This is a genomic window from Burkholderia sp. BCC1972, assembly GCF_905339605.1.
GTDB lineage: Bacteria > Pseudomonadota > Gammaproteobacteria > Burkholderiales > Burkholderiaceae > Burkholderia.
Map to the genome: position 1 here is coordinate 137243 of NZ_CAJPGH010000017.1, position 18692 is coordinate 155934.

The following is an 18692-nucleotide window of genomic DNA, read 5'->3' on the forward strand; positions in this document are numbered from 1 at the left end:
ATTTCTCTCGACTCGTTCTTAGTAGTCGAGTAAGTCGGTCAGCCGAAGGCTGCGGATTAAAAACAACGACAAACGTCGCGGATCGCAGGATCCATCGAGCTAATCGATGCCCGCGATCCTGGTGATAGTTGATTCTTAGGAGACCTTGATGACTACCACGCCCGTCTTGATTGTTGGGGCTGGCCCTGTTGGTATGACCCTCGCCTTGAGCCTTAGTCAGCAAGGCATTGCTTCCGTCGTTCTCAACGATCGAACAACGACGACTCGTCATCCCAAGCTTGATGTCGTTAATTGCCGCTCAATGGAGATATTTCGCCAGTTGGGTCTTGCAGACAAGATCCGAGCAGCTGGCAATCCGGTGGAGGCAAACCAATACGCGGCATATGCCGCAACGGCGAATGGTCCGTGGTACGGCGTGCTGCATGATCGTCACCTGTTCTATCCCCCTGTCGCAGAGGGCCGAAAGCAGATCGCGGCCTGCACCAATGGCAGCTTGCCGCTGGAATCCATGCAACGTATCTCGCAAATGTACCTCGAGCCGATCCTGCTCGAGGCAACTGTTGCCGATCCAAACATCGATATTCGACTTGGCTGGAAAGTTGAAGAGTTCCAGCAGAACGCTGATGGTGTCGTGGCAATCGCTAGGCGCACAGAGGACAGGCGGGTCGAACAATTCCGCGCTCAGTACCTGGTCGGTTGCGATGGCCCCAACAGTCTGATCAGACGGACGCTGGGAATCGAGTATGACGGCACGCGAGACCTGATCGGCGAGTTGTACATCATTCACTTTCGGTCTGACGCCGTCAAATCGCTTTACCCCAACAATCAGCCCTACTGGCACACCTGGCTTTCGCGTCCCGGTTTCACGGGACTGCTTGTATCTCCGGATGCGAGCAAGAGCGATTGGGTACTGCATCTCGCCTATCCGCCACGAGAAGGCGAATCACTGGAGGCGATCGTCACGAGCGCCCTGGGCGTGACATTGCCGTTCGAAATCGTGCAGAGCGGGCCGTGGCGACCGCAGTTCCTGGTGGCGCAACGGTTCGGTGACGACCGTGTGTGGATGGCCGGGGATGCAACTCACCAGTACATGCCCACGGGTGGGCTCGGGATGAACACTGGCGTAACCGAAGCACATAACCTTGCCTGGAAACTGGCAGCCATGCTCAAAGGCTGGGGTGGCGACCGTCTGTTGCCAAGCTACGAGACCGAGCGCATCGCCATCGCTCGTCGCAATCGCGATCACGTGATGAAATGTGCCGCCGCTTGCTTTGAAGCTCAGTTTCCTGACAAGGATGCGGTATTCGACGCTTCGTCCAAGGGCGACGGCCAGCGCCGTGAACTCGGTCGCATGCTGGAGACCCGAATTTCCCGGATGTATGAAGCACTGGGGATTGAAATCGGGTATCGCTATGCCGGATCGCCGGCGATTTGCTCCGATGGCTCGCCTGCACCTGCCTATCCGGAAATCGAGTATCTCCCGACCACCTGGCCTGGTGCACGCCTGCCCAGCGGCTTCCTGTCTAACGGCGCGGCGCTCTTCGATCATCTTGACCCGACGGGATTTACGCTCCTGGCCGCCGACAACGCAGATTGCGATGCGAGCCCCATGAAGACGGCAGCAGAAGCTGCAGGGTTACCGCTCACCGTCGTGCATATCGAAGAACCGCATCTGATCCGCATGCTGGAGCGCAAATGGGTACTCGTGCGTCCTGACCAACATGTCTGTTGGCGCGGTGATGCGCTGCCGACCGATTGTCGATCCATTATCGAGACCGTACGTGGAGCTCAATCATGAACCAGTCTACTCAACGTGCACCGCGTGCCGTCCACCATCGCCCCCCGTCACCGCGTGCCGAGAATCTGCGCAACGCAGTGATCAGCTACATGCCGTCGACGCTCGCTGGTCTCGCCGTCCGTCTGCTGTTGTCGATGATGCCGTCCCTTGTCCATCGGTCCGCGACACGTCTGCCGCGTCTGCGGGAAATGCTGGCGTCCGGATCGTTCGTCGTGACTGTTACCACGATGCAAGGTGGTGGTGGCCAGCTGATTCTGCGCGATGGCCGCCTTTCCTTTTCTCGCCGTCATTCCGCGGTTCCCGATCTGACACAGACCTGGTCGTCGGCAAAGGAAGCGCTGCGCGCATTGACGAGCAGCGACGAAACCGACTTGCAACGCGCGTTCGTTGCCGGTCATCTCAAGATGAGCGGCAGCTTTCTCCCGGTGCTTTGGCTCAACGAGGCGATGAAGCTCGCGCGCGGCAGAGACAGCAAACAAGTCACGCGCTTTCTTTCACGCGACGCAGCCTAAACCAAAGGCGCCTTCGAGCCACCACGACTATTCCCGGATCGAATCATGTCCAAACTTCTTCCCGACTCTCAGATCGTCATCTACGGCGGCGGCATTGCAGGCGCCTCCCTTGCCAAAGCCCTGTCGCGTTCGTTTCAAGTTACGCTGGTCGATCCGAACGACTATTTCGAGGTCCCAATGGCTGCTCCGCGAAATCTTGTGAAACCCGAGTTCGCAGAACGGGCCATCATCCCGTTCGCCGAGGCATTGCCCCGCGTGAAGCACATCCGGGGCTCACTAGTTGAACTGCGCCGAGAAGGAGGACTCGTCGAGCTTCTGGACGGACAACGCCAGGTAGTCAGGGGGCAAGTAACCGTATTGGCGACCGGGAGCGCGTTCTCGAACTCGCTGATGCGCGCGATCGATGGCGCCACCGCCAGTGAACGGAAAGCTTTCTATAGCGGTTACCAGCAACGGATCCACGTATCGAAACGGATTCTCATCGTGGGAGGTGGTCCGATCGGCGTCGAGGTCGCCGGCGAGATCAGTGAAGTTTACTCTGACAAATCCATCACCATTCTCGAAGGGGGTCCCCGCCTTCTCGCCGGAACGTCAAAGACGGCGGCTGACCATGCGGCGAAAGTTTTGCAAAAGAATGGCGTGCAGATTCTGCTCAACGAACGCCTGCAACGAGCCGACGGTGCCAGCTCGGATGTATTCGCACCCGCCGGCGAAGCGTTGACCGAGAAAGGGCGGCGAATTCCGTATGACTTGCTGATCTGGTGCGTCGGCGGGAAACCCAATACGGGGTATATGAAACCTCGCTTCGCCTCGACCCTGAACTCGGCCGGGCGCATCCGTGTCGGATCGGATCTACGCGTCATCGGCATGGATCGCGTGTTCGCACTCGGCGACATCACCGATCTCGACGAGAACAAGATGGCGTGGCATATCGCTGCTCAAGTCAAGAATGCGAGTCACAACATTCGGGCAGTACTGGCGAACTCCCGTAAACCGCGTCGGCTCAAGGCCCATAAACCACAAACCGGAAATCCGATGATGGCGATCACACTCGGCAGCCGAAATGGCGTACTCCACCTTCCGGTCGTAGGCGTGGTGCGCTCCCCGGCATTCAGCCGCATGGCGAAGGCTGGCCACATGCTCGTTCCGAAATATCGAAAGATTCTGGGCGTTTAAGTTTTCACTCAGGTAGAGGATGCAACTTGCCGAGTGCGGTTGGATGCATCATGTACAAGCCAAATCAAATAAGGAATGCAAATGACTAGTTCGCGCAGCATGGTTTTTCATCTTCTTGGTGGATTTGCAATCGCTCTCGCCGCGAGCAGTTCGTTCGCCCAGACCTCTCCCACCGGCACCTGGAGAACGATCGACGATGCCACTGGTCAGCCACGAGGCGAAGTCAAGATCATCGACCAGGACGGTGTGTTCTCCGGCAAGCTCACCAACGTTCTGAAGGATGACGAGCGCACCAAGATCTGCTCGAAATGTACCGACGACCGCAAGGACAAACCGATTGTCGGCATGACGATTCTGAGAGGCCTGAAAAAGACTGGCGACAACGAGTGGTCGGGGGGCAACATTCTCGATCCCGAAAATGGCAAGGTGTATAGCGCAAAAATGACGCTCTCGGATGACGGGAAAAAGCTGAACGTACGGGGATACATCGGAATCAGCCTGCTCGGGCGCACACAGACCTGGGTTCGCGAGTAATGTCCCGTGACCTCGCCGGCTAATTCCACTCGCGAACAGTACAAAGCCCGGACTCGAGAGCGTTTGCTCATTGCGGCACGCAGTGTATTCCTCGAGAAGGGATTTGTATCGTCGAGCGTACGGGACATTGCCGAAGCGGCTGGGTACACACGCGGCGCGTTCTACTCGAGCATCGGTGTCGGCGCCAAGGCGGCGCTGTTGCTCGAGTTACTTCGCCGCGATCAACAAAGCTTAAGTCTTCCTGAACTATCCGATTGTCATATCCATCGAGCAAACATCGAATCGCTGATCGCGGCTTGCTGTCGTCACCTTATTCGCTATAGCGACTGCTTCCCGCTGTGGGCAGAAGCCGCGCTTGTTGCGAGACATGAGCCAGAATTCAGGAAGCACTTCGCCGCACTGCAGTTCGAAAAAGCAAGTCGAATTCATTCGTGCATCGCCCGACTACTCCAACGGGCAGACCCAAGATGCGGCATACCGGTAGAACACGTCACGATGGTCGTGCTCGGCCTATGTGAAGGATTGCAACTCTTCAGGTTGTCGGATCGGATTCTTGACGACGACGTAGTAAGCGTAGTGATCGCCCGGTACCTTGCGCAAATTCCACCGCGACGTCCGTAGACCACAATAAACTTGTCACTAGGCGGACATTTGAGAATCGCTTTGACACGGGATCGAGCGCATCCCGAGATAGGCCTGTCGCCAGTGTTCCATCACCGTCTGCTCCGCAGCCGAAAGAAGGACCAGTAAGACTATGCCAACAATATTCCCATGACAATTGGGGAGCGGCAGCGCCGCCGCTCTCGGATGCAGGCAAACAGCAGGCTCGTGATTTTACGACGATTTTATATGGGGGCCGACCGCTAAGCCTTGTCGCGCCATGACACCACTAACCCGGTAAACGGCACGGACATCACGGGGACCCCTTATAGTGATAAAAATCCGGCCACGCGGTCCAGCCGATTACTGCTATCTCCGCTGACTGATCGCCGGTGCGAGAACAAAATCACGTCTCATAGCCGGGACGGCAACTTCCACGTCCGCGCCATAAGGCGTTTTTCCTGGCCCTACTTCGACGACCGGTTCGATGAGTGAGTCCTTCACGCCGAAAACCACGTCCGAATCCAGATAGTCACTCGATGCCAGGAACAAGTGCGTCACAAGCGTCTCGCATCCTTCGGCAGCAATCATGAAGTGGACATGTGCAGGTCGGTACGGATGGCGCCCCTGCAACGCGAGCATTTCGCCCACAGGACCATCGGCGGGAATTGGATAGGCGGCCGGCACTGTTCCCCAAAGCCAGAAATTGCCTTGCGAGTCCGTTCGGACGCGACCTCGCCCGCTATACGATTTCGCGTCCTTCTGAACGTCGTAATAGCCGTCGGCGTCTGCGTGCCAGACATCGACGGTCGCCCCAACGATGGGCTCGCCCGCTCTGTCGAGCACTCGCCCTTCAATCAACATCGTCGGCCCGTCTTCCGGCCTGGCGATGTTCGCCCCGGCCGAAACTTCCGGTGCGTCGGAGACGTAGAAAGGTCCCAGCACGGTGGTTTCAGTCGCACCACCTGGGAACTCATGATTGATCGCATCGACAAGCATCGACACACCCAATGCGTCGGAGAGCAGGATGTATTCCTGCCTCGTATCCGAGCAGATCTGGCCAGTCCGCGTGAGGAAGTTAATTGCCTGTTGCCACTCTTCCTGGGACGGTCGAACCTCCCGGACGAACGCGTGCAGGTGCCTGACCAGCGCGGCGCTGATCTCCTTGACGCGTGGCGTGCCGGTCCCTTCCAACCGGGCGAGCACGGCTTCCGTGATGTTGTGTTTGTTGAAGTTGCGCATGGTGGTTGTACCTTTACATCGACAGATCAAGCGAAGGCGGTGCGCCATCGTAGGCAGCTTCGAGCATCCGCAGCAGGGATTGCCGCTCAACCTGCCGTGGATTCCAGTAGGCCTGCTGCAGAACGAGGTCCGCCACGACATCCAGTTCCCCGGCGGGCATGCCAAGCGCGCCCAACGAGGCGGGCAGACCTAGCTGTTCCAGCATTCCGTGAAGGTAGGTCCACGCATCTTGTTGTGGGTTCAGCGCACGACGAATCCGGCTTACGGCATCGCTTGCAGCCGCAGCGTTGTACGCAAGGACATACGGCAAGACGACAGCATGCGTAGGCGCATGGGGTAAATCGAACGTCCCACCAAGCACATGGCAGATCTTGTGATGCAAGGCCATCCCGACCGCACCAAGACAGGTGCCGCACAGCCAGGCGCCGTATTGTGCTTGCGCGCGGGCCTCAACGTTCGTCGGGTTAGTCGCGATCTCGCCAAGGCTCGCACCGAGGGCCCGAATGCCCTCTTCGGCGATCAGTGACGTAATGGGGTTGCTGTCCTTCGCGTAGAGCGCCTCCGCCGCATGGGCTATTGCGTTGAGGCCGCTGCTTGCCGACAGCGACGGCGGCAACGAAAGTGTGAGATCGACGTCGTAGATCACGACGCGCGGAAGTATCTCCGGAGCGCGGCGTGTGGTCTTTCGTCCTTCCTCGGTTTCGCCGAGAATCGGCGTGACTTCGGAGCCGGCGTAGGTGGTCGGAATCGCAATCTGGGGCAAGCCGGTTCTTACGGCCAGTGCTTTCGAAAGGCCTATCGCAGAGCCTCCGCCACCCGCTACAAGGCAATCGACATCGCTGCTTCGAAGCTTGTCCATCGCACGCCCGGTGACGTCGGTTGGCGTGTGCATCGCCGCACCATCGAAATGGCCGGCGCCAAGTCCGCCTAACAGCCTGACCAGGGAGGTGCCGAGTTCGCGCTGCTCGGGCGTCGTGATGACAAGCGCACGCCGGCAGCCCAGTTGGCGCACCTCATCGGCAAGATCGGCCATCCGGCCCGCCCCGAAGAGAATGCGCGCGGGAGCACTCGAGTATGTGAATGTTCGCATGGCTGCCCCGCTTTACAGCTTCTCGCCGGCGAGCCAGCGCGCGCCACGTGCATAAAGGGCTTCGACTTCGGCACCCGTGAGTTGCGGCATGTCGCGCTTCACGGTGTAGCCGATCTGCGTCTGGATATATGCGAGATGGCGATAGCCCATCGGGAATTCGACAAGCGCCTGCTGGTCCAGCTCGAGCCGTGCCGCAGGGTCGACCGGGTCAACGCGATCCTTTTCGTAGATCGGTTGGCGAAGCACCACACCCCAACGCCCATCACGCTTTTCCACGAAGTCGTAGAACCGGCCAGTGCAGACGACATCGCAGAGCACCCCCTGGACATCGCCGCGCTGCGAGATGGTCATCTTGGTCTGCACAATGGCACGGTCGCCCGCGAGGTCGATCGATGAGCCGCCAAGGAAGTGCAGAATGCTCACCCCCTTCTTCCACCCTTCCTGCGTCACGCGAATGAATTCTCGGGCGGGTCCCTGGAACCACGTCGCCATCATGACGCCGTCGTCGTGCCAGACAGTGGCGAAGCGCTCCCAGTCACCCGCGTCGCGCCATACGGCCCAGTTTTCGATGAGATCGCGAATTGCGAGTCGTTCGACGAGTTCCCTTTCCATGCTTCCTTCCTGAAAAATTGATTGCTTCATCGCGAGCGGCAGACCGCTCGCTTCCTGTTACGAAATGCCCGAGGCGGTCGATGGCGCCGGCCCATCGCCTGCGGGCGGTGTAGCGCCAATACGGGCGACATGCCGCGGTGCGGTCTCGCGGAGTGCGGCCACAAAGAGTGCGGCAAGCAGCGCCGACACGACACCGATGACAAACGGCGCACGGGCTCCCAGGTGGTCGGCGGCAGCCCCGCACAACACCGGCGAGACGCAGCCGCCTACGATTTCACTGATTCCGATGACCCAACCTATTGCGCGGTTCACGTAGAGAAGATACGGACGTGCCTTCCCGTAGCGGCTCGAAGTCCGGTCAACAGCGATGCCCACCAACGGATCGAAAATCGCATCGAGCACACGCGTCACGAGCATAAGACCGCCAAGCGCCGCCACCGGCAGCAAAGCGACATCGCTGTAATAGAACAGCAAAAAGCCCGTGACCATGTTCCAGGCAAGATTTGACGCGATTTCGCCGGAACCGTAGCTCAGCTTCTCCCCCATGGAGAGGGTTGGCTTCTCGGCCGTCGTATTAGTGAGGGACAGATCCATGATCAAAAAGCGCGGCGTGGGAACGCGAATCGCGCCATGTCTCCTTAGTGTTGTTGGGTATGGCAGGAGTCTACGGGCGGGGGCTTTCGGCAATCAACGGACCCGGGGATATGACTGTCATCACGCCGCGTGATAACCCTTCGATTATGCCGATCGAAGCACGACAAATTTTGGCCGCTCTCTATGGAATGGGGCGGCACTATCTGGGATCAAATTTCCGCCGCGAAAAGCCGACTGTGGTGACTTCTCGCCCGCAGAGGGACACTGCGCGATCTTTCCCCTGATGCAAGCGATGGCAGCCGGGGCGGTACGAAACTCGGCGGGAGCGTGACGCTCGGTCTTTAGCGACGTCCGGATTCGCCCACCTTGCCGCCGCTCAAAAGGAGGCTCGGGTAGTCGAAGTCAGTTTTCACCAGAGGTGGCCGCGCAAATTCGGACAGTCGGGTAAGTGGAATGCCCGGGGCCTGAGCCAGCGATAATGCAGGCAAAGGAACCGGAAAGATGACGAAGAGAACCCAACGGACGCACTCAGCGGCGTTCAAAGCGAAAGTGGCCCTGGCGGCGGTCAAGGGTGCGAGCGCACGCTGGCCGAACTGGCGCATCAGTTCGATGAGCACCCGAACCAGATCACGGAGTGGAAGCGGCAACTGCAGGAGCGTGCGGCGGATGTGTTCGGCGCGGCCGGTCCACCGTCGAACGAGCCGCCGGTGGACGTGAAAACGCTGCACGCGAAGATCGGACAGTTGACGCTGGAGAACGATTTTTTGTCAGGAGCGCTCGGCAAAGCCGGACTGCTGAGCGCAAAGCGATGATTGACCGTACGCATGCGCTGCCGGTTTCGCGACAGACGCGACTGGTTGGCATCGCGAGATCGAGCGCGTATTACCGGGCGCAGCCAGTGAGCGAGGCGGATCAGTTGTTGATGCGGCGAATCGACGAGCTCCACATGGAGTTTCAATTTGCCGGGGCACGGATGCTGGCGCGCCTGCTGCGCCGGGAAGGTCATGGGGTGGGTCGCCGTTGCGTACGCACACTGATGAAGCGCATGGGTGTCGAGGCGCTGTACTGCAAGCCGAACACGAGCCGGCGCAACGCACAGCACAAGACCTGGCCGTACCTGCTGCGCGGCATGAAGATCGACCGTGCCAATCAGGTGTTCGCCCTCGACACGACGTACATTCCAATGGCGCGCGGCTTCGTGTACCTGACGGCGGTGGTGGACTGGGCGAGCCGCAAGATTCTCGCGCACCGGGTTGCCATCACGCTGGAAGCCACGCATGCCGTCGAGGCACTGGAAGAAGCGTTCGCCCGCTACGGGCTGCCGGACATCGTGAACACCGATCAGGGCAGCCAGTTCACGGCGGGCGCGTTCACCGAGGCCGTACTGGGTCGAGGCGTGCGGCTGTCGATGGACGATAAAGGGGCCTGGCGCGACAACGTGTTCGTCGAACGCGTGTGGCGCAGCGTCAAGTACGAAGAGATTTACCTGCGAGCTTACGAGTCGGTCAGCCATGCCCGGCGCTCCATCGGCGACTACATCGAGCTGTACAACCGAAAACGGCCCCATTCGAGCCTGGCGGATCGGACGCCGGATGAGGCATACTTCGCAACGCTGCCTGCGATCAAATCGGCAGCATGATTGCCTCGGACGTTCCACTTAAAAATCTCAGCAAACTGTCCGAACGAGTGAGGCCACCTCTGACCTCAGACCTCGTTGGAGGCGAAGTTCTCAGTGAAGCCCGGCAGGTAGCCTTCGGGCCAGATGATGGCATTCACTTCAATGGGAATAGTCCTCATGTTCGGTGACATTACGGACATGATGGGGATCTGCATGAAATAAATCCAATCCTCGTTTTTTATTGCCACCATCAGAACTTGATATATCTCGGTAGCTGCCGAACCTGCGCATCCAACCAGTGGCTCCATGGCCGAAGCAGGCAAGATTCACAGCCATGTGCGAGATTGAGTCCTGATACAGGATACAGTGAGATCCTCAACGTTGACTGAGCTGATGAAATCGGCAAATACCTCGTCGCCGGAACCCTCAGCCAGAAAGGGCTAATCCTCGCGCGCACATATATCGTAGGCGTATATCGCGATGATACGTTCATCGAAGCTAGGGAAGCGACGCTCGTGCTTAGAAATCAGGACCGGTTCGAAGGCACCGTTGCACTCGTTGGCCTGGCCGAGCGGCTTGGGCTGACCCGGTGGTAGCCGAGATATAGGTTCACCTCAGCACCCAACGCGTGCTGAATAGCCGCCGTGTTGAACGCCAAGGCCTTGCACACGTCGTCTGATCGCGTTCAGCGCACGCTATACGACGGTCGGCTCGCAGGCATGGCTGGACAAACAGGCGCCGTCCTCGAGCAGCGCTCTCAAGTCCGCCGCATGGGCCTCTGCGGCCGTGGCCAGCTCAGGAAAGCCGAAAAAGTCGAGATACAGCGACGCCTGTTGCACCAGCATGTCGAAACCCGGCGACGCACGCAGGCCGCGCGCACGGGCCGCGGTGACTAGCGGTGTCGGCTGGCCTTTCATTAGGATGTCGTACACGAACGCATGCGCGCCTAGCCGTTCGACCGGCACCGGCAACGGGTCGCCCGCGCGCAGGCCGAGCGGCGACGCATTGACGACGAGATCGTAGGCGGCCGGATCATTCGACAGCACACTGTCGACCTGACATTCGGGAAATGCGTGCGCGACCGTTTCAGCAAGCTTTGCAGCCCTCAACGTATCCGGATCGAAGAGCCCAATGCGTGCAGCGCGTTGTTCGGCGATCGCTGTAGCCAGTACGGACGCCGCACCGCCCGCACCGATCAGGAGCACGTTGCGGCCAGCGACATCGAAGGCCATTCGCTCGAGCGAGCGGACAAAGCCGAGGCCGTCGAACAGCGCACCCTCGACACCGGCTGGCCCGCGACGGATCGCATTGACCGCATTCGCGATCCGCGCCTGGGAAGTCCATTGCGCCACGAGGCCGGCGGCCATGGTCTTGTGCGGGATCGACAGCGAAATGCCGCCGACCGTCGGCGATGGGAGCAGCGCGCCCAAGGTCGGAGTGAGCTGGCCGGGCGTCACCTGTAGCGGCACCATGACGGCGTCGACGTCGTAAGCGCCGAACAGGTGGTTAAACAATTCGGGCGCACGCACCTGCTCGATTGGATCAGCAATGCAGTAGAACACCCGGGTGGCTCCGTTGATCTTCATGATCGATTCCGCGTAACGTTGAAACGCGCAGCCCGGCAGTCCGCCAGTTCCGCGCCGAATCCGATGTACCGTGCGTTCAGGCCGCGCTCAGACCCAGAATGGCGCGGGCCTGGGCGGGCGTCGCAACAGGGCGTCCGTACTCGGCACAAAGCGCAACCACTCGCTCCACCAGTTGCGCATTGCTGGACGCGAGCGTGTCCTTGTCCCAGCGCACGTTGTCCTCCAAGCCCGTACGGCAATGTCCCCCCATCTGCAACGTCCAGTGATTCACCTCGAGCTGGTGTCGCCCGATGCCGGCCGCGGTCCAGGTCGCGTCGGGCAACAACGCGCGAAGCTGTTCGACTTCGAACTCGAGGATTTCGCGCCGCGCGGGCAGCGCGTGCTTGACGCCGAACACGAACTGGACATGCACGGGCGATTTCAGCAGGCCTTGCTGCACGAGATCGACGGTGTTGTACAGCATCGCGAGATCGAAAATCTCGATCTCCGGTTTGACGTCGTACTGCAGCATCGTCGATGCCAACGAGCGGATGAAATCCGGCGGGTTCTCGTAGACGATGGTCGGGAAGTTGACCGACCCGGTCGCGAGCGATGCCATGTCCGGACGCAGGTCGAGCATGGCACCACGCTGCTCGAACGAGCGGCCGCGGCCGCCCGTCGAGAATTGCACGATCATGCCCGGGCAATGCTTGCGGATACCGTCCTGGAGTTCGGCGAATCGCGAGCGGTCGGAGCTGGACTTCTCCTGCTCGTCCCGCACGTGCAGATGCACGAGCGTGGCGCCAGCCTCGTAGGCTTCGTGCGTGCTTTCGATCTGTTCCGCGACCGAAATCGGTATGGCCTGGTTGTCCAGCTTGCGCGGCACGGACCCGGTGATCGCGACGGTGATGATGCAGGGTGAGCTCATTTCAAATCCTCATGATGAGTAGTCGGGAGGGGGCGCCACGCTTATCCGAGCGGCGCCGTGCGTGTGTGGCACGGCCGGCCGCCGCCGCGGCGCCCATGCTCCGGACGAGGCGTCAGTGCTGCACGGCCCGCATCCGTGCGGCGACCACCAGCGAGATCAGACAGCCCACCGCGAGATAACCTGCGACGAGATGCCAGGAACCGCCGGCCAGACTGACCAGCGCCACCGCGATGAACGGCGTGAACCCGCCGCCGACGACGCTCGCGAACTGATAACCGACGCCCGCGCCGCTGTAGCGGTATTCCGCACCGAACAACTCGGTGAAGAGCGGTTGCTGGACGCTCACGATCATGTCGTGCGCGGCATTGGCCAGCAGGATCGAAAAGACCACGATCCACGCGATCGAGCGCGATTCCAGCGCGACGAAGAACGGCACCGCCGACGCAAGGCCGATCAGCGCGCCGACCAGGTAGATGCGGCGCAGGCCGAAGCGGTCCGCCAGCCACGCGAAGCATGGGATCGTCACGCAGCTGACCGCGCCGACCAGCAGGCCGATGTTCAGGAACAGGTCGCGCGACATGCCGAGATTCGACGTCGAATAGCTGAGCGCGAACGCGGTGACGATATACATCGTGAACAGTTCGGCGAGCCGCAGCGCGACGATCAGCAGGAACGCCTTCGGATGGCGCGTCAGCGCCTCCAGCACCGGCAGGCGCAGCTTGCGATTGCCGTGCTCGACCTTCTCGACGAATTCCTGCGACTCGTCCATGCTCTTGCGGACCCACAGCCCGATCAGCACCAGCACGATGCTGAACACGAACGGCAGGCGCCAGCCCCACGACTTGAACGCGGCCTCTCCGAGCGTATGGCTCAGGATCGACACGATCCCCGTGGCCAGCACGAGCCCGACGCCGTAGCCGACCTGCACGCCGCTGCTGTAGAACGCCTTTTTCTGCTTCGGTGCGCTCTCGACGGCCATCAGCGCCGCGCCGCCCCATTCGCCGCCGACCGCGAAGCCCTGGATCGCACGCATCAGCACCAGCAGCACGGGCGCCCACCAGCCGATCGTCGCGAAGCCCGGCAGCAGGCCGATCGCGACGGTCGACAGCCCCATCAGCATCACGGTCAGCACGAGCATCCGCTTGCGGCCGAGCCGGTCGCCGTAATGGCCGAACACGACGCCGCCGAGCGGACGGAACAGGAAGCCGACGCCGAAGGTCGCGAACGCCGCGAGCGTGCCCATGGTCGGGCTGACCTTCGGGAAGAATTCGGAATTGAAGACGAGTGCGGCGACGATCCCGTACAGCAGGAAGTCGTACCAGTCGACGACGGCGCCGACAAAGCTGCCGATCGCGGCCTTGCGGGCCTGGCTGCGCGCGCGGGCGCCGGCGGCGGCGTCGAGGGTGTCAAATGCTGGGGTCATGGTGGTGTCTCCTGGCAGCGCATCGTGGAATCGTGGCGGCGCCGCGTCCGATGCTGCATTGAAGTCGATGGGTGAACGGAGAATAGGGCGCAGGCTGCTTGGCGGCAATCGCCCAGCTGCATCTCATGCGCGGCTATCGCTCAGTTGCGTGCGATTATCGAACGCATTCCGGGTTTGCACTGAGCCGATCTTGAACTGTCCGCTTGCGCATCCTCATGCGTGATCGCCACGGTCCCGTCTAGGAACAGGTTGCCACCCAGTGGATTCTCCTCAAGCGCTGTCTGTGTCCCCTGAGACCCGCAGCGTAGACCAAAATAAACTTGTCACCGTTTGCGAAGCAAAGATGTCACTCCGCAGGTCAGGTCGCCGTGGACAAAATAATGCAAAATTCTCGGGAATTCATGAGGTTGCACATCGCGAATTAAAGTTGTCACTGGCCGCGGCCACGCGAAGACCAGTGTCAACTTCCGTTGGGTACCGATGCAGCGACCGCAGCCCGTGTCACACGTTGTGCGAATCCGAGTTTCAGCCGGCAATCATGCCGAAGTGATAACGACCTATCTCGTTATCATGCCGTTCGGCGATGTCTGCAAACAGCCACGCGCGACACCGAGTGGCCGTTGTGGAGCCACGCGAAGGACTCTTTGCGACCGATAGTGTTGAAAAACTCTTTCGTCGGGTGCCTGGGTAAGTTTTCGGGGGTCCCCTTAACCCTAACCGATGCTCACGAGCGGCTTGTGGAGCGATCTGAGAGGCCAATTTTTCGCGGCGCGGTGCGCCCGCGGGCACAAGTGAGTTTTTCACCACTATCGATAGCTGCCGTCTGCAATCTGCTTAAACGTCGAAACGCATCGCCAACTCTTGAAAGCTCTCGGCGATGTGCGTCGCGTACTGTGGCTCCATGCCAATCATCGGCAACATGAACACAGCCCCGGCGACGTCAAATACCAACAGCTCGCCACCACCCTCGCCGCCGAACGCTACGAATCCCGGGGCGTAGGTTTCGATTTCGAAATCGGAGTTGTAATCCGCAATTTTGTCGACCGGCCACAGCACAACGTAGCGAGGTGGCGCCTCATCGAGAGTGAGCCCCTCGAAGACTCCGTGAGAGCTTAGGTAGTCAACATACGCTTGGGGGACGGGCAGCAGCATGCGTTTGACCTCGCTTGATTTTGCAGCCAATGCTAATGGCCGGTTCCGCTGAGAGCAGTCGGACGCAGTCGGCCACGGACGTCCCGCAACACTGCTTTTCCAGCATAGGTGAACTGAGCGTGACGCAGAGAGCGTCCCGTCTGAACTCAGCGTTCCGACCACCCGTGCGGTGCGTCGAGAATCGATCTAGAAATCAGGACTTTACAGCCGGAACGCTCCGTCCACTATGCGAGTGGACAAATTTATTGCGGACGTAGGCGAGTTGACGACATTATTTTGATGGGATCGTCAATGAAGTTGTCAACCCGCGGGCCGGAAGCCTTGATCCACGCGGATTCTGGAGTGACAGAATTTATTTGCTCTACGGCAGATTCGATCTCGACGAAAAGGATCGCGATTTCGGTCATCGGTTTCTGGCGTCCGGTCAATACTTTTGCATCGCTGATCGGATTGGCCAGCGGCAGAAACGTCGACGCGACGCGCACTCATTTGATCCGATCGGTCGATGCGCTGGAGACGAGGGAGGAAGAGGTATTGAAGTATATGTTCCGTCTCGCACAAACCGTTGCAACCTTGCAGTCTGAAGCCTGAAGTCACACTCAGCCCGTCGATGTATTCAGCCAACAGCCGATCGAGAAGGATGGCGCCGTTCAAGCCGCAGCAGCGCCTGCGATTCGCCGGTTGCAGAACCGGCTGTTGTCGCCATTTACTTTATGAGCTGCACCCGACCACACCTCATCATCAGCCGGATGCCCGTCCTATCAGGTCGCGTCAGAACCGATGAATGATCCCCGCACCGAACGCGAACTGGTTCGCGGTCGACGACGGCGCGGAGTTGAACCCGTCACCCAGCGTCGCGGTCGCGTCGACGATGCTGCCCGCGCCGCTCGTGCCGAGCGTCCTGCCCTTCGCGTGCTGATACGCCTCGAGCAGGTACAGCCCAGTGCGCTTCGACAGCGAGTAGTACTGCGACAGGTTGAACTGGTGATACTGCGCGCTGTCGGTGATGCCGTTCGCCTCGGTTGCACGCGTGTACGCATAACCTGCGCCGAAATCCCACACCGCCGACGGCTTCCAGTGCAGCACCGCGCCTGCCGTGTTGAAGATCGCGGTGTTGACAAACTTCGACGCCGCGCCCGGGATGTATTCGGTGTTGGTGTACGTGGCCGTCGCATCCCACGCGTCGCTGAACCGGTAGCTCAGGCCCACCGCGAACCGCTGCTGCGCCTTGGCGGTCTGGTAGCCGTTCGTGAGCGCCGACACGCCCACCTGCGCGCCGCCGTTCGACGTCGTCGAATTGGCACCCCACGTGCCGCCGGCCGTAGTCGAATTGTTCACGCGCTCGAACGCGACGCCGACGCCGAGCGGCCCGGCCGCGTACTGGATGCCGGTTGCCCATGTCGAGCCCGCATTGGTGCTGCCGGCCACGCCGCCGAGCGAATACGAGCCGCTGAGCGTCAGCCCGTACCATTTCGGCGACGTGTATTCGAGCGTGTTGTTCGCGCGGTAGATCGTGTCGAGCCCGTCGACGTCGCCCGGGTGCGCGCCGTAGTAGCCGGTGATCCACGTCGTCGGGCTGAATGCGGACATCGTCTGGTAGTACGACGCGTACTGGCGCCCCGCGCTCAGAGTGCCGTAGGTCGCATTGGTCAGCCCGACCCACGCCTGCCGCCCGAACATCGCATCGGTGTACTGCGTCGCGCCAGTGCCCGAGTTGAAACCCGATTCGAGCGTGAAGATCGCCTTCGTGCCGCCGCCGAGATCCTCGGCACCCTTCAAGCCGAAACGGCTGCCGGCCCACACGCCCTGGTTCATCCTGACCACCGACTTCCCGCCGCTCGTCGAGCCGAGCGTCGTCGCGTTGCTCTGGTAGCCGACCCCGTTGTCGACGATCCCGTACAGCGTGACGCTGCTCTGCGCGAACGCCGGTGCGGCCGCCGCCACCGCGATGGCGATCAGCGCGACCCGTGATGCCTGCTTCTTCATCGATCCGTCTCCTTCCTTGCCTTGTTGAATGCGTGAGTTGTTGTAATCGGCACGTGCCGCCGTCGGGTCACGGACGATACGCATGCCAGCCGTTGCCGCCCTTGCAGACGAGTTGCGAACCCTGGACCTGGCATTGCGCTTCGTAACCCGGCGAGTACAGCCATTCGCCGGCCCAGTGCAGATCGACGAACGGATCGGTCTTCGGCGTATCGGCGACGAAGTTGGCCGCATCGTCGGTGCTACCGGTGCCCGTGTAGCGCGCTGTGGCCGGATACGGGAACACCGGACGCGTGCGCGTCGTGTTGCCGTTCGCGTCGACGATCGATGCGACGATCCGGCCCGGCGTCGCGCCCGTCTCGGTCCATGCCATCAGCGGCGACAGGATGTCGAACACGTTCGGCCCCTGCCCGCCGCCGCAGTGCGCGACGCCCGGGAACAGGTAGAAGCGCGCGAAGCGGTCGACTCTCGCGTCGCCCATGTAGTGCTTCATCGCTTCGTAGTACTCGATGCTCGAACGCGGCGAAATGTGCTGGTCTTCCAGACCGTGCCACAGCAGCAGCTTGCCGCCGCGCCCGGCGAACCGGCTCAGATCGGGATCGATCGCGGCCAGGTAGTTCGACACCGGCACCGTCTTCGCGAACCCGTCGAGCGTGAACTTCAGATCGCCGATGGCTGCGGACGGATACGATGCGTTGTAGTAGTCGAGATAGCGCAGGAACGGCAGCACGAAGCCGATCGTGCCGCTCTGTGCAGTGGCAGTCGCCGGCACGAACAGCGTCCAGTTCAGCTCGGAGCCCCATTCGCGCGAGACGAGCGGCTCGAGGCGCGTGCCGTCCGCGGTGGTCGCGCCGTCGTGGATCCAGCGGACGACGTCGGCTTCCTGCGGCGTCAGGCAGGTCGCGGTGGACTGGCCTTGCGCGCAGACGATCGTCGCGGGATCGAAGCGACACGCGCGCGGGTTGTCGATCACGCCGTCGACCACGCCATCCAGCCCGTCGCACGCCTTCAGCACGGCCGCGTGCAGCATCGGCAGCTTGCCGGCGAGCAGGATCGCGTTGCCCGTCTTCGGGTCGGTGTTGACCGCGTTCGGCCATGCATGGTGGAACGTGTTCTGCACGATCAGGTCGTTCGCGGGCGCACCGGCGGCGATGCCGTCGAAGTCGTCGGGGAAGCGCTGCGCCTCCATCAGCGCTTCGCGGCCGCCGTCCGAGCAGCCGTCGAAGTACGCGTAGCGCGCGGGCCGTGCATAGAACTTGCCGATGATCGCCTTCGCTACCTGAACCGTTGCGTGTTCGGCGCGGTATGCGAAGTCGAGCTTCGCCTTCGGGTCGAGCGCCCACGAACCGTCGTTGCCGCCTTCGTGGCCCATGTCGGTCGCAGCCATCGCGATCGTCCCGTTCGTCACCGGTACGCACGTCGATGCCATCGGCGCGTTGACGGACAGGTTGCCGCACAGGCCGCCGCAACCCGTCTGCAGGTAACGCTGCGTCCAGCCCTGCGTCGGCAGCTGCAGTTCGAACAGCGACGCGCCCGGGCCGATCGTACCCTTCACGTCGCACACCGGCGCCGGCAACGTGTTGTTGCCGACGACCGTGCCGGCCGGCAGCAGCACCGCCGACGTGATCGCGACGGTGCCGTCGGTCACGCCGCTCAGGTCGAGCGCCGCGACCGACGGGCACGACATCGCGGGCATCACCGCGGGAAGATTCGCGAGTCCGGCGGTGCCCGCCGCATTCGCTGCATTCGGCCAGCCCGTCAGCGCCGCACACAGCCACACGATGCCGATCGCCAGCGCCCTGGTCAACGAATCGCACCTTACGCGTGCCACGCGACGCCATGCGCGCACCATCCACCCTGCCCTG

The 18692-nt window shown here is 61.4% G+C and carries 16 protein-coding genes and 3 pseudogenes; 6 read left to right on the top strand and 13 right to left on the bottom strand.

What is annotated here, in order from left to right:
* Positions 1 to 148: 148 nt before the first annotated feature.
* The 5 genes from U5798_RS23565 to U5798_RS37155 all read left to right on the top strand — a co-directional run bounded on the left by U5798_RS23565 (position 149) and on the right by U5798_RS37155 (position 4641).
* Positions 149 to 1798: an FAD-dependent monooxygenase gene (locus U5798_RS23565; protein WP_321853284.1), complete on the top strand. Its 1650-nt coding sequence runs from the start codon at positions 149 to 151 to the stop codon at positions 1796 to 1798.
* Positions 1795 to 2310 carry a hypothetical protein gene (locus tag U5798_RS23570; RefSeq protein WP_322083358.1) on the top strand — a complete coding sequence of 172 codons (516 nt, stop codon included), beginning with the start codon at positions 1795 to 1797 and terminating at the stop codon, positions 2308 to 2310. The genes U5798_RS23565 and U5798_RS23570 overlap by 4 nt, the downstream gene beginning before the upstream one ends.
* 45 nt (positions 2311 to 2355) lie before the next feature.
* Positions 2356 to 3486, top strand: coding sequence for an NAD(P)/FAD-dependent oxidoreductase (locus U5798_RS23575; protein WP_322083359.1), 1131 nt, complete (start codon positions 2356 to 2358; stop codon positions 3484 to 3486).
* An 81-nt stretch (positions 3487 to 3567) separates the two neighbouring features.
* Positions 3568 to 4020 (top strand): DUF2147 domain-containing protein, encoded by a 453-nt coding sequence (locus U5798_RS23580; RefSeq protein ID WP_322083360.1) that lies wholly within the window; start codon positions 3568 to 3570, stop codon positions 4018 to 4020.
* Between the two features lie 6 nt (positions 4021 to 4026).
* Positions 4027 to 4641: a TetR/AcrR family transcriptional regulator gene (locus U5798_RS37155; protein WP_415859513.1), complete on the top strand. Its 615-nt coding sequence runs from the start codon at positions 4027 to 4029 to the stop codon at positions 4639 to 4641.
* Between the two features lie 348 nt (positions 4642 to 4989).
* Here the strand turns inward: U5798_RS37155 and U5798_RS23585 are convergent, their stop codons facing one another.
* The 4 genes from U5798_RS23585 to U5798_RS23600 are packed head-to-tail and all read right to left on the bottom strand — an operon-like array spanning position 4990 to position 8158.
* Complete coding sequence (locus U5798_RS23585; RefSeq protein ID WP_322083361.1) at positions 4990 to 5862, bottom strand: intradiol ring-cleavage dioxygenase; 873 nt, start codon at positions 5860 to 5862, stop codon at positions 4990 to 4992.
* Positions 5863 to 5875: 13 nt separating this feature from the next.
* Positions 5876 to 6952, bottom strand: coding sequence for a maleylacetate reductase (locus U5798_RS23590; RefSeq protein WP_322083362.1), 1077 nt, complete (start codon positions 6950 to 6952; stop codon positions 5876 to 5878).
* Between the two features lie 12 nt (positions 6953 to 6964).
* The gene (locus tag U5798_RS23595; RefSeq protein WP_322083363.1) at positions 6965 to 7564 is read right to left on the bottom strand and encodes a nuclear transport factor 2 family protein; all 600 of its coding nucleotides are present in this window, start codon (positions 7562 to 7564) and stop codon (positions 6965 to 6967) included.
* Between the two features lie 57 nt (positions 7565 to 7621).
* Positions 7622 to 8158, bottom strand: coding sequence for an MFS transporter (locus U5798_RS23600; protein ID WP_322083364.1), 537 nt, complete (start codon positions 8156 to 8158; stop codon positions 7622 to 7624).
* Between the two features lie 501 nt (positions 8159 to 8659).
* On the opposite strand from U5798_RS23600, the pseudogene U5798_RS23605 reads away from it, so the two are divergent.
* A pseudogene (locus U5798_RS23605) lies at positions 8660 to 9797 on the top strand (IS3 family transposase).
* A 65-nt stretch (positions 9798 to 9862) separates the two neighbouring features.
* Here the strand turns inward: U5798_RS23605 and U5798_RS23610 are convergent.
* The 9 genes and pseudogenes from U5798_RS23610 to U5798_RS23650 all read right to left on the bottom strand — a co-directional run bounded on the left by U5798_RS23610 (position 9863) and on the right by U5798_RS23650 (position 18679).
* Positions 9863 to 9991 (bottom strand): hypothetical protein, encoded by a 129-nt coding sequence (locus U5798_RS23610; protein WP_322083365.1) that lies wholly within the window; start codon positions 9989 to 9991, stop codon positions 9863 to 9865.
* A 123-nt stretch (positions 9992 to 10114) separates the two neighbouring features.
* Positions 10115 to 10434, bottom strand: a pseudogene (locus U5798_RS23615) (transposase); the annotation flags it as partial.
* Between the two features lie 37 nt (positions 10435 to 10471).
* Complete coding sequence (locus U5798_RS23620) at positions 10472 to 11362, bottom strand: shikimate dehydrogenase (protein ID WP_322083366.1); 891 nt, start codon at positions 11360 to 11362, stop codon at positions 10472 to 10474.
* A gap of 76 nt (positions 11363 to 11438) precedes the next feature.
* Positions 11439 to 12269 (bottom strand): 3-keto-5-aminohexanoate cleavage protein, encoded by an 831-nt coding sequence (locus tag U5798_RS23625; RefSeq protein WP_322083367.1) that lies wholly within the window; start codon positions 12267 to 12269, stop codon positions 11439 to 11441.
* A 112-nt stretch (positions 12270 to 12381) separates the two neighbouring features.
* On the bottom strand, positions 12382 to 13692 hold the full coding sequence (shiA, locus tag U5798_RS23630) for a shikimate transporter (protein WP_322083368.1): 1311 nt from the start codon (positions 13690 to 13692) through the stop codon (positions 12382 to 12384).
* Positions 13693 to 14526: 834 nt separating this feature from the next.
* Positions 14527 to 14844 (bottom strand): SMI1/KNR4 family protein, encoded by a 318-nt coding sequence (locus tag U5798_RS23635; protein ID WP_322083369.1) that lies wholly within the window; start codon positions 14842 to 14844, stop codon positions 14527 to 14529.
* Between the two features lie 368 nt (positions 14845 to 15212).
* Positions 15213 to 15329: pseudogene (locus tag U5798_RS23640) on the bottom strand (enolase); the annotation flags it as partial.
* Positions 15330 to 15615: 286 nt separating this feature from the next.
* Positions 15616 to 16830 (bottom strand): porin, encoded by a 1215-nt coding sequence (locus tag U5798_RS23645; RefSeq protein ID WP_322083370.1) that lies wholly within the window; start codon positions 16828 to 16830, stop codon positions 15616 to 15618.
* 67 nt (positions 16831 to 16897) lie between these two features.
* A complete protein-coding gene (locus U5798_RS23650) occupies positions 16898 to 18679 on the bottom strand; it encodes a tannase/feruloyl esterase family alpha/beta hydrolase (RefSeq protein WP_322083396.1) in 1782 nt (593 codons plus the stop codon).
* Positions 18680 to 18692 lie beyond the last annotated feature (13 nt).